This window comes from Burkholderia sp. 9777_1386 (genome assembly GCF_015712265.1).
GTDB lineage: Bacteria > Pseudomonadota > Gammaproteobacteria > Burkholderiales > Burkholderiaceae > Burkholderia > Burkholderia cenocepacia.
The window spans coordinates 1-11653 of sequence record NZ_JACCQB010000095.1; the positions used below are offsets into that span (position 1 = coordinate 1).

Genomic DNA, 11653 nt, shown 5'->3' on the forward strand with positions numbered 1-11653 from the left:
ACCCCCTTTGCCTGATGACCATAGCGAGTCGGTCCCACCCCTTCCCATCCCGAACAGGACCGTGAAACGACTCTACGCCGATGATAGTGCGGATTCCCGTGTGAAAGTAGGTAATCGTCAGGCTCCCTAAGCCAGAAACCCCCGCCCGAAAGGCGGGGGTTTTTGCATTGGCGCGCCAAAAAAAGCGTGCGGCGCAACGGTGCCAAGGCTACGTCCACTGGCTCCCCGCTGACGTGACCTTACCCCTTCGAGTACACCATTCGTAAGTTAGTGGGCTCGCCGGTTTTCGGTTGATGCAATTGCCGGAATTGGTCCGGCGCCAACTGCCCTAAGGCACTATGCGGACGCACCGAGTTGTAGTCCGTGCGCCACGCTTCGATTCGCCTGCGTGCATCGTCGAGACTGACGAATGCGTGCTGATTCAAGCACTCTTCACGCAGTCGGCCGTTGAAGCTCTCGATGTGAGCGTTCTCCACCGGTTTGCCAGGCCGAATGAACTGCAGTTTTACACCGTGCTCGTGCGCCCAAGCGTCGAGCGCCTTACTGACGAACTCCGGGCCGTTATCTACCTGAATCAGGTTGGGGCGCCGCCCTCGTTGCCGCAACTGCTCGAGCACACGCGCCACGCGAACTCCCGTCAATGAGAAGTCGACCTCGATGTGCGGACACTCCCGGTTCCACGTGTCGATGAGGGTCAACATTCGAATCCGTCGGCCATGCACCAGCGCGTCAGCAACAAAGTCCATCGCCCAGCTTTCGTCGGCGCCATTGGGTGTCGGCATTACCACGCGTAGATGACTCGGGCGCTTCTTTCGACGTTTCAGGCGAAGCGACAAGCCTTCTGCGCGGTATAGCCGCTCAGTGCGCTTGTGGTTCTGGACCAGGCCCTCTCTGCGTAGCAAGACATGCAGGCGGGGCGAGCCAAACCGAGGCCGCTCCTGTGCCAACTCGCGCAGCCGTTGCCGCACTTCGTGATCGGCGTCAGGCGGCGCCGACCGCCGGAACGTTCGGCGATTCAGGCCAATGAGCGCGCACGCCCGGCGCTCCGAATAGTCGTGCCGTTCAATCACCTGCTGCACAACTTCTCGGCGCTGCGCGGGCGAACTCACTTTTTTCCGAGAACGTCCTTCAGAACCTGGATGTCCAGCGCCTGGTCGGCCACCAGCCGCTTGAGTCGCTGATTTTCTTCCTCCAGTTGCCGCAATCGTCGCGCTTCCGACACATCCATGCCGCCGTAACGGCTACGCCAGTTATAGAACGTCGCATCCGATATGCCGTGTTTGCGGCACAGGTCTGCGACCTTCATGCCTGCGTCGGCTTCCTTCAGCACCCCGATAATCTGCTCTTCGCTGAACCGCGACTTCTTCATGACAAGGGTTCTCCTGCGGCCTTGCCACTAACTTTACAGTGGGATACTTCGGAGGGGAAAGGTCAGACGCAATCAATCGGAGCGCCGAGCCGCCAGTTCCACACTCGCTGTTCGTGCCGTCCGGCATCTCCCTCTGCCAACCGTACCCATCCCTCTTCGGTCGATTCCGGCTAATGCCACACATCCAGCGCCGATAGCTGTGATGGCCGGTGATGAGCGATGTTGATCGACGATGATCGATAAATACCGCTTCCTGACGAAGACCTCGCTTCATCTCTCGACGCTTCGGTGTGCCACATCAAATGCCTCACTCCGCGAGCGCAGCGCGAAATCGTCATAAAAAATCTATGCGCATAAAGTTCATTCGCCCGGCATGCTCGACAGAGCGGAGAGCAAGCCCTTCGGGGTAATATCGCCGTTCGTCCCGATTCGCCGGTGCGTGTCTGCATCCCCGGCGGTCGGCGTCTTTGGCCTTCCGTCTCCTGCATCGTTCATGACAGACAGCCCCGCCCAAAGTGGTCGGACGACCGACTTCTTGCCGTATCTCGTCGCCGCGACGTTCTTCATGGAGTACCTCGACACGACCGTGATCGCGACTGCGCTGCCGCAAATGGCCAGCTCGTTCGGCGTCGGACCGAATGCGCTGAGTCTCGGGATGACGGCGTACATGCTGGCGCTGGCGGTGTTCATTCCGATCAGCGGCTGGATCGCGGACCGCTATGGTTCGCGTACCGTCTTCGCGAGTGCGATCGTCGTCTTTACCGGCGCGTCGGTGCTGTGCGGGCTGTCCGAAGGGGTGATGTCGTTCACGGCTGCGCGGCTGCTGCAGGGTGTCGGCGGGGCAATGATGGTGCCGGTCGGCCGGATGATCGTCGTGCGCAGTACCGAGAAGGCGAGACTGATGCGCGCGATCGCGACGATCACGTGGCCGGGCATCGTCGCGCCCGTCGTCGGGCCGCCGATCGGCGGCTTCATCACGACCTACGCGTCATGGCGATGGATCTTCCTGTTGAACGTCCCGTTCGGTCTTGCCGCACTCGTTTGTACCTGGCTGATCGTCCGGAATACGCGGGCCGACGAGCAACGGCCGCTCGACTGGGTCGGCTTCGTACTGGCCGGTGGCGCATTGACGTGCCTGCTGATCGGCACGGAAGCGGCCGGACAGCAGGATGTCGACTTCACGCGCGCGGGTGTCCTGGTGGGCGCAAGCGTGCTGTTCGGCATCGCCGCGTGGCTGCATGCGCGACACAGCGCGCATCCGCTGCTCGATTTCACGACGCTGAAGGTGCCGACGTTCTCGGTGACGGTGATCACCGGTTCGATTACGCGGATGGCGATCAACGCCGTCCCGTACCTGCTGCCGCTGCTGTTCCAGATCGGCTTCGGGCTGTCGCCGTTTCAGTCAGGCCTGCTGCTGCTCGCGAGCGCGCTCGGCAATCTCGGGATGAAGGCGGGGACATCGTGGATCCTCGACCGTTACGGCTTTCGGCGTGTCGCGCTCGTCGACGTGACGATCGTCGGCATCTTCACGATCGCATGCGGCTGGCTCACCGCGTCGACGCCGTTGGCGATCACGCTGTTCGTCGTATTCGTCTACGGGCTCACGCGGTCGATGCAGTTCACGACGCTCGCGACGCTGGCTTATGCGGATATCCCGTCTCACCAGACGAGCGCGGCCAGCACGCTGTGGAGCGCCGCGCAGCAGATGACGATCGGGATGGGGATCGCATTTGGCGCATTGTCGCTGCGGCTAGCGGCATTGGTGCGCGGCGATGCGGCCGGCATGCACTACGTGCTTGACGATTTCCGCTGGGCGTTCGTCGCGGCGGGCGTGCTCGCGCTGCTGACGTTGCCGGGCTATGCACGGCTGGCTTCCAATGCTGGCGACCGGCTGCGGGCCAACATAGCGCGAGGATAGGCCCGAGTGCAAATCGAATTGGCGGTGCAACCAGTGAGTGCGCTTGTTTTTCGGCGCTTACCCGAGGTGCCGATTCGTCCCGGTGGCGATCGCTTGACGATCAGCGTAACCGGTTTGCCGTCACCGCGGGCGAATGGGCCTTCCGGGCAACCATGCTGGACCGTCGCGCTCTCCGGACAATGACGTGCGGTGCCGGAACGAGCATCAAGGCCGAATGCGATATGCGGACGACAGTAGCGCCGTCGTCCCGATTCCCGCTACTGCGCATCATGGAAGATGATGCCGATCGTGTGGCGATGGCCGCTTCGAATCCGGCTGACGCCGTGGCGCAAGTTGACGCGATAGACGCCGCGGGTTCCCTGCACCGGCCGGCCGTGCACCGCGAAGATCACGGCGTCGCCTTGTGTCAGCGGCACCACTTCCGCACGCGACTGCATGCGGGGTCGCTGTTCCGTCAACACGAACTCCCCACCACTGAAATCGCGGCCCGGCGCCGACAGCAGGATCGCGACCTGCAGCGGAAACACGTGCTCGCCGTACAGGTCCTGATGGAGGCAGTTGTAGTCGTCGGCGCCGTATTGGAGGATCAGCGGCGTCGGTCGCGTCTGTCCCGCCGCATGGCAGCGATCGAGGAACGTCGCATGCTCCTTCGGATAACGAACGTCGACTCCGAGTGCCTGGTTCCAGCGATTAGCGATCGGCGCGAGATGCGGGTAGAGCGTCGCGCGCAGCTCGGCGATGACCGCAGGCAACGGATACGCGAAATACTTGTATTCGCCGCGGCCGAAGCCGTGCCGGGCCATCACGACACGTGAACGATAGAGTGCATCGTACGGATAGAGCGACGCGAGTGCATCGCACTCGCTTGCCGACACCAGGCCCGGTACGCGCGCGCATCCGTAGCGATCGAGTTCGCCCTCGACCGTCGGCCAGTCGAGGGCGTCGACGCGTTGCGCGATGTCCAGCGATTCGACGGCAGGTTGCAGATCGGCAATGTTCACGGGCGTACCTCTGGGCATCGGCGGTGTGGGGCCGTGCAGTCGCGCACGGTCGAGTCCACGATGGAAGTTGATGAACCCAGTCTAGCGGCGTCCATGCGCCGGTACGCTCCAGATCTTGCGCTTTAATTCGGATGATGAAACAGCGAAAAGCGGGCTGCGGCATCGGCACACTGAATGTGGTGAGGTACCAGAGAGGTGGCGGAGGAGAAGGAGAAGCGGAGAGGTAGCGAAACGCCAGATCCAACCTATCGCGGCGGATGGCGGCTCCCGCCCGCCACCCGCCGCGTCCACAAATCAGGCCAGCGACCGGAACAACCAGTAAAGCCCCGCCGCGAGCGCGATCGACGCCGGCAGCGTCAGCACCCACGCGAGAACGAGGCTGCGCACCGTGCTCCATTGCAACCCGGAGCCGTTCGCCGCCATCGTGCCCGCGACGCCCGACGACAGCACGTGAGTCGTCGACACGGGCAGCCCGTACATGTCGGCGGCGCCGATCGTCAGCATCGCGACGAGTTCGGCCGATGCGCCTTGTCCGTAGGTCAGATGCTGCTTGCCGATTTTTTCGCCGACGGTCACGACGATGCGCTTCCAGCCGACCATCGTGCCGAGGCCCAGCGCGATCGCGACGGCGACCTTCACCCACGTCGGAATGAACTTGGTCGCGTGGTCGAGCTGCTTGCGGTAGTTGTCGATCGCGAGCTTGTCGGCGGCGGCGAACGCGGGTTGCCCCGACTTCTCGATCAGGCGAATGGCCTCGGACACGAGGTACATCGTGTTGCGCACGTTGTCGACGTCGCGTTGCGGCACGGCCGCCATCGAGCCCGACGCGCCGACGGCGGTCGCGAGCGACGTGGACAGCTGCGCGACGGCCGGCAGCACGGCGGGTGTCAGTTCACGGTGCTGCACGTAGTGTTCGACATCGGCACGCGGGTTCGCGGACGGCGCGATGCCGTTCGTGTACTTCCCGAACGTCGCAGCCGCCTGGTTCGCGACCGCCACGAAGGTCTGCGATTCGGCGGGCGTGACGGCCTTGTTCAGCGCATACGCGGTCGGCACCGTGCCGATCAGGATCAGCATGATGAGCCCCATCCCTTTCTGCCCGTCGTTCGACCCGTGGGCGAACGACACGCCGGTGCAGGTGAGGATCAGCAGGCAGCGGATCCAGAACGGCGGCGGCTGATCCTTCGGCGGCTCCTTGTACAGCTCCGGAATCCGCACGAGCGCCTTCAGCACGAGCAGCAGCAGCGACGCGCACAGGAAGCCGACGATCGGCGAGAGCAGCAGCGACTTGCCGACCCCGAGCGCCTGGCCCCAGTCGACGCCGCTCGTGCCGGACGGCCCATGCATCAGCTGGTTCATCAGCCCGACGCCGATGATCGACCCGATCAGCGTATGCGAGCTCGACGACGGCAGCCCGAAATACCAGGTCGCGAGGTTCCACACGATCGCGGCGATCAGCAGCGCGAACACCATCGCGAAGCCCGAGCCGCTGCCGACCTGCAGGATCAGCTCGACCGGCAGCAACTGCAGGATGCCGAACGCGACGGCGCCGCTCGAGACCATCACGCCGAGGAAGTTCCACATGCCCGACCAGATCACCGCGACGTTCGGCGTCAGCGAGTGCGTATAGATCACGGTCGCGACCGCATTCGCGGTGTCGTGGAAGCCGTTGACGAATTCGAAGCCCAGCGCGATCAGCAGGGCGGCGCCGAGCAGCAGGTACGGGAACAGCGTCCCTTCGCGGACCGGCGCCAGATCGGCGACCAGGTGGGTGGCGATATAGACGGCGCCGAGCACGAGCACCAGCAGGAAGGCGGCATAGCCGACCTGCCGGGTGCGCGCGACGGAGCCCGGATTGTTCGGGGCGGACGAAGCAGGTTGATTCATGACGGCATCTCGTAAGGGAACCGCGTCCGATCCTAGCTGCGGCTAGCAGTCAGTTTGATGACAGTCGGGACGACGAACGGTGTGTCTTACGGGGATGTAAGGCGAGTGGCGGCATGCGAGGCAGCGAGTCGCGTCGATCACTCACATAGTGAACACGACAGCGGCTTACGCGCCGGTATCGCGCTGCTCATCATCCGTCGCCGCCAACGTCCAGCCGGCCGGCGACGCGACGAACGTCGTGCACGACAGCGGCGCAACGTCGAGACGCGCGGCCGCGGCGTGGTCCATCCGCAGCACATGCGCGATGGCCGCGCGGACGATCGGCGCATGCGTGATCGCGATGACGTGGCGCTCGCGCGGCAACCCGTCGAACCACGTGCCGACCCGACGTGCGGCGGCGTCGAACGATTCGCCGCGATGCGGCGACGCGGACGGCGTGCCGATCCACGTGGCAAGTTCGTCAGGCAGATCGCGTGCGAGATCGTGCAGCCGCTTGCCTCGCCAGTCGCCGTAGTCGATGTCGCGCAGCGCGTCGTCGATGTCGGCGTGCAGCCCGAGTGCGTCGGCGGTCTGCGTTGCGCAGCGTGCCGGGCTGCACAGCACGAGCGAGCCGGCGATGGCCGTCCACCGGCCGTGCAGCGCGGCGGCTTCGGCAAGCCCGCGCGCGTCGAGCGGATCGTCGTCGGGAAACGTGCCGGTGCGCATCGCGCGGGTCGAGGCGTGCGCGATCAGGCGCAGCGAGGCATGCAGGTTCATGTCGGTGGTCGGATGATCCGGAGCGGGGCGCGCTTGCCCATCTGTCGTCGCTTCAATACGCGAACGTTCGCGCGTACAATTCGCCCGATACGAAGCGCGGAAGCCGGTGCAATTCCGGCGCGGTCGCGCCACTGTAACCGGGGAATCGATGATCCCGGAAGCCAGACCTGCCTTCGTACCCATCCATCATTTGTCGGGGCGCGATTCCCCTGAGGTGCATCCATGAGCGAAGCAGTGCTGAAGCCGGCGGTCGTGCCGGCACCCATCCCCGTCCGTGAGCTGTTGCCGTGGGCCGTGTTCGTCGGCCTGATCCTGCTGCTCGCCCTGTATTTCGTCGGTGCGGAACAGGGCGCGACGTCGCTCGTGCCGGGCATGTATGTCCACGAATTCGTCCACGACGGCCGCCATCTGCTCGGCTTTCCCTGCCACTGACGCGGAGTAAAAGATGGTCGGAAAGCTGCTCATGCGCGGGATGCTCGCAGGCATCGCCGCGGGCCTCCTCACGTTCGGTTTCGCGAAAGTCGTCGGCGAACCGCAGGTCGATCAGGCGATCGCCCTCGAAGAGAAAACCGCCGCCGCCCAAGGCGAGGCACCGGAGCCGGAACTGGTCAGCCGCCACACGCAGGCCGGCCTCGGGCTACTGACGGGCGTCGTGACCTACGGCGCGGCATTCGGCGGGCTGTTTTCGCTGGTCTTCGCGTATGCGTACGGACGCGGCAGCCGCCTGCCGGCACGGCCGCTGGCCGCGTGGCTCGCGCTGGCGGCGTTCGTCGCGCTCGTGATCGTGCCGAACCTCAAGTACCCGGCCAATCCGCCGTCGGTCGGCGACCCCGACACGATCGGTTATCGCACGGGCCTGTTCTTCCTGATGATCGCGATCTCGATCGCGACGATGGTGTTCTCGGTCAGCGTGCGCCGCCATCTGGTGGCAAAGCTCGGGCAGTGGAACGCGTCGATCGTCGCCGGGCTCGTGTTTGTCGCGATCATCGCGGCCGTGCAGATAGGGCTGCCGTCGGTCAGCGAGTTGCCGGCCGATTTCCCGGCGGCGTTGCTGTGGAAGTTCCGCGTGGCGGCCATCGGCATGCAGGTGATCATGTGGACGACGATCGGCCTGCTGTTCGGTGCGTGGGTCGAACGCGGCGAACGCACCGGCACCGGCGTTCGCGCCGCCTGACGCGCGGGCCAGGCGGGCGCGCCTAGCGCAGCATGCGCGGCGCGCTCCACGTCGATTCGCGCGCCAGCGCGACGAACGCGGCCAGATAGTCGATCGCGGCATCCGCTTCGCGGATGCCGAGGAAGATCTGTTTCGCGATGCCGTTCTTGCCGAGCTTGACCGGCACGACCGGCATCCGGTCCGCATACTCGTCGGCGAGCCACCGCGGCAGCGCGGCCACGCCGCGCCCGCTCGCGACCATCTGCAGCATGATGTCGGTCGTCTCGATCGACTTGTGCCGCCTCGGCACGATGCCGGCCGGCGTCAGGAACTGGTTGTAGATGTCGAGCCGGTCGGTTTCGACCGGGTACGTGATCAGGATCTCGTCGGTCAGTTGCTCGGGCGTCACGTAGTCGGCATTCGCGAACCGGTGCGAATCCGCGACCACCAGCACCTGTTCGTAGTCGAACACGGGATCGAAGCGCAGCCCCGGCTTGTTCAGCGGATCGGGCGTCACGAGCACGTCGATGTCGTAACCGAACAGCGCGCCGATGCCGCCGAACTGGAAGCGCTGCTTCACGTCCACGTCGACGTCGGGCCAGCGCGACAGGTACGGCGACACGACCTTCAGCAGCCACTGGTAGCACGGATGGCACTCCATCCCGATACGCAGCGTGCCGCGCTCGCCCTTCGCGTACTGCTTCATCCGTTCCTCGGCGAGCTCGAACTGCGGCAGCAGCCGGTTCGCCAGCTTCAGCAGATACTGCCCGCCCTGCGTGAGCCGCAGGCCGCGGCCTTCGCGGTCCCAGATCGGCGTGCCGAGCTGCTGCTCGATTTTCCTGACGGTATGACTGAGGGCCGACTGCGTGAGGTGCAGCGCATGGGCCGCCGCGGTCAGTGAGCCCTGGCGCTCGACTTCACGAATGACGACGAGATGGAATCGTTCCAGCATGGCTTGCGCACACCCGACGAATACATGAAGAATGTTAATGGATGAATGAAATAATGCCATTTTATTTCATGGTTTGAAATCCCTATGATGGCTGCCGGATCTTCATTTTTCTCTGGACGGCAGCTTCATGGTCACGACACACAACCTCGGTTTTCCGCGCATCGGCGCGAAGCGCGAACTCAAGTTCGGTCTCGAACGCTACTGGAAGGGCGAATCGTCGCGCGACGAACTGAAGGCGCTCGGCGCCGAACTGCGCCGGCGCCACTGGCACGACCAGCGCGACCTCGATCTCGCGCCGATCGGCGATTTCGCGTTCTATGACCAGGTGCTCGACATGAGCTTCACGCTCGGCAACCTGCCGAAGCGCGTGCAGGATTTCCACGGCGATGCGCTCGACAACGCTTTCCGCGTCGCGCGCGGCCGGTCGGCGCAGTCGGCGGAGGCGCACGCCGCGTGCTGCGGCGGGGTCGCGGCCGGCGAAATGACGAAGTGGTTCGACACGAACTATCACTACATCGTGCCGGAGTTCCATGCGGACACGAACTTCTCGCTCGATCCGTCGCGTCTGCTGCAGCAACTGGCCGAAGCGAACGCGCAGGGCGTGAATGCGAAGCCGGTGGTTCTCGGCCCCGTCACGTACCTGTGGCTCGGCAAGGCGAAGGACGACTCCGATCGCCTCGCGCTGCTGCCGAAGCTGCTGCCCGTGTACGGCGCGCTGCTCGACACGCTGACCGCGCAGGGCGTCGAATGGGTGCAGATCGACGAGCCGATTCTCGTCACCGAGCTCGATGCCGAATGGCGCCACGCGTTCCGCACCGCGTACGCGGCACTGGAAACGCGCCGTATCAAGCTGCTGCTCGCCACGTATTTCGGCCAGCTTCAGGACAACCTGACGCTCGCGGCGTCGCTGCCGGTCGACGGCCTGCATATCGACGCGATCAACGCACGCGACGAAGTCGACGCGCTGGTGCGTGAGCTGCCGCCCGAACGCGTGCTGTCGATCGGCGCGATCAACGGCCGCAACATCTGGAAGACGGACCTGAACGCGACGCTCGACTGGCTCGAGCCGCTCGCGAAGCAACTGGGCGACCGGCTGTGGCTTGCGCCGTCGTGCTCGCTGCTGCACGTGCCGGTCGATCTCGCGAACGAGGCGAAGCTCGACGCGGAAATCCGCTCATGGCTCGCGTTCGCGCTGCAGAAGCTCGACGAGCTGAAGGTGCTCGCGACCGCCCTGAACGAAGGCCGCGACACGGTGGCCGACGCGCTCGCCGCGAATGCCGCCGCGATCGAGTCGCGCCGCCGCTCGCCGCGCGTGAACAATCCGGCGGTGAAGGCCGCGATCGCCCGCATCGACGCGCGGCTCGGCAACCGCGCGAGCCCGTATGCGCAGCGTGCGTCGAAGCAGTCGGCGCGCCTGAACCTGCCGGCGTTCCCGACGACGACGATCGGCTCGTTCCCGCAGACCGCCGAAATCCGCCAGGCGCGCAGCCGGTTCAAGGCCGGCACGCTGGACGAAGCCGGCTATCGCACGGCGATGCAGGCCGAGATCGAACGCAGCGTCCGCGAACAGGAATCGCTCGAGCTCGACGTGCTCGTGCACGGCGAAGCCGAGCGCAACGACATGGTCGAATACTTCGGCGAACAACTCGACGGCTACGCGTTCAGCCAGTTCGGCTGGGTGCAGTCGTACGGTTCGCGCTGCGTGAAGCCGCCGATCCTGTTCGGCGACATCAGCCGCCCGAAGGCGATGACGGTCGAGTGGATCACCTACGCGCAGTCGCTGACGAACAAGCCGATGAAGGGGATGCTGACCGGCCCCGTGACGATCCTGAACTGGTCGTTCGTGCGCGACGACCAGCCGCGCTCGGTGTCGTGCTACCAGCTTGCGCTGGCGATCCGCGACGAAGTGCTCGATCTCGAGCAGGCCGGCGTGCGCGTGATCCAGATCGACGAAGCGGCGCTGCGCGAAGGGTTGCCGCTGCGCCGCGCGCAGTGGAGCGAATACCTGAAGTGGGCGGTCGAGTCGTTCCGCATCACCGCGAATGGCGTGCAGGACGATACGCAGATCCACACGCACATGTGCTATTCAGAGTTCAACGACATCATCGCGTCGATCGCCGACATGGACGCGGACGTGATCACGATCGAGACGTCGCGCTCGGACATGGAGCTGCTCGATGCATTTGACGACTTCAAGTATCCGAACGAAATCGGGCCGGGCGTGTACGACATCCATTCGCCGAACATCCCGACGCAGGATCACATCGTCGGCCTGATGAGGAAGGCGGCTGAACGGATTCCGGCGGAACGCCTGTGGGTGAACCCGGATTGCGGGCTGAAGACGCGTCAGTGGGGGGAAGTGATTCCGGCGCTGACGAACATGGTCGCGGCTGCGAAGACGCTGCGCAATCAGGTGCGGTAGCCACGCGGCAAGCACCGTGCGGCACCGTCGCGATCAACGATCGCGACGGCAAAAAAAGCGGCCCGCAGTGAACTGACCCCACGAAGTTGGACGGTTAAAATCTAAGCGGCCAAGGGCTGAGTCCTGTATTGCACGGGACTCAGCCCATTTAATTTCAGCTTGATGCGTTCGTGGTTGTAGTAGTGAATGTAGCGG

At 64.8% G+C, this 11653-nt stretch carries 10 protein-coding genes, 1 rRNA gene and 1 riboswitch; of the genes, 5 read left to right on the top strand and 6 right to left on the bottom strand.

Annotated elements, in window-relative coordinates; translation table 11 throughout:
- Positions 1 to 10 precede the first annotated feature (10 nt).
- Positions 11 to 123 (top strand): 5S ribosomal RNA (gene rrf, locus H0X91_RS34045).
- A 116-nt stretch (positions 124 to 239) separates the two neighbouring features.
- Here the strand turns inward: rrf and H0X91_RS34050 are convergent.
- A protein-coding gene (locus H0X91_RS34050) for an IS3 family transposase (protein ID WP_185643734.1) occupies positions 240 to 1369 on the bottom strand; the annotation gives its coding sequence in 2 pieces (ribosomal slippage) (positions 240 to 1120 and positions 1120 to 1369; 1131 coding nt in all).
- Between the two features lie 493 nt (positions 1370 to 1862).
- On the opposite strand from H0X91_RS34050, the gene H0X91_RS34055 reads away from it, so the two are divergent.
- Positions 1863 to 3287: a DHA2 family efflux MFS transporter permease subunit gene (locus H0X91_RS34055; RefSeq protein ID WP_012493569.1), complete on the top strand. Its 1425-nt coding sequence runs from the start codon at positions 1863 to 1865 to the stop codon at positions 3285 to 3287.
- A gap of 257 nt (positions 3288 to 3544) precedes the next feature.
- Here the strand turns inward: H0X91_RS34055 and H0X91_RS34060 are convergent, their stop codons facing one another.
- The 3 genes from H0X91_RS34060 to H0X91_RS34070 form a co-directional block, all read right to left on the bottom strand.
- Positions 3545 to 4306, bottom strand: a complete 762-nt coding sequence (locus H0X91_RS34060) for a 2OG-Fe(II) oxygenase (protein WP_012493568.1) — start codon at positions 4304 to 4306, stop codon at positions 3545 to 3547.
- Between the two features lie 276 nt (positions 4307 to 4582).
- Positions 4583 to 6175, bottom strand: coding sequence for an inorganic phosphate transporter (locus H0X91_RS34065; RefSeq protein WP_006488499.1), 1593 nt, complete (start codon positions 6173 to 6175; stop codon positions 4583 to 4585).
- A gap of 165 nt (positions 6176 to 6340) precedes the next feature.
- Positions 6341 to 6931, bottom strand: coding sequence for a histidine phosphatase family protein (locus H0X91_RS34070; protein WP_058903540.1), 591 nt, complete (start codon positions 6929 to 6931; stop codon positions 6341 to 6343).
- Positions 6932 to 6981: 50 nt separating this feature from the next.
- A riboswitch (cobalamin riboswitch) is annotated at positions 6982 to 7120 on the top strand.
- A 33-nt stretch (positions 7121 to 7153) separates the two neighbouring features.
- Between H0X91_RS34070 and H0X91_RS34075 the strand changes: the two genes are divergently transcribed.
- Positions 7154 to 7363, top strand: a complete 210-nt coding sequence (locus tag H0X91_RS34075; RefSeq protein WP_006488502.1) for a CbtB domain-containing protein — start codon at positions 7154 to 7156, stop codon at positions 7361 to 7363.
- 13 nt (positions 7364 to 7376) lie between these two features.
- A complete protein-coding gene (locus H0X91_RS34080; protein WP_058903538.1) occupies positions 7377 to 8105 on the top strand; it encodes a CbtA family protein in 729 nt (242 codons plus the stop codon).
- A 22-nt stretch (positions 8106 to 8127) separates the two neighbouring features.
- Here H0X91_RS34080 and H0X91_RS34085 read toward each other — a convergent pair whose 3' ends face one another.
- Positions 8128 to 9036, bottom strand: coding sequence for a LysR family transcriptional regulator (locus tag H0X91_RS34085; protein ID WP_059720899.1), 909 nt, complete (start codon positions 9034 to 9036; stop codon positions 8128 to 8130).
- A 127-nt stretch (positions 9037 to 9163) separates the two neighbouring features.
- On the opposite strand from H0X91_RS34085, the gene metE reads away from it, so the two are divergent.
- Positions 9164 to 11458, top strand: coding sequence for a 5-methyltetrahydropteroyltriglutamate--homocysteine S-methyltransferase (metE, locus tag H0X91_RS34090; RefSeq protein WP_058903537.1), 2295 nt, complete (start codon positions 9164 to 9166; stop codon positions 11456 to 11458).
- Between the two features lie 101 nt (positions 11459 to 11559).
- Here the strand turns inward: metE and H0X91_RS34095 are convergent.
- Positions 11560 to 11653, bottom strand: a 94-nt coding sequence (locus H0X91_RS34095; RefSeq protein ID WP_146211670.1) for an IS3 family transposase, incomplete at its 5' end; no start/stop codon positions are given.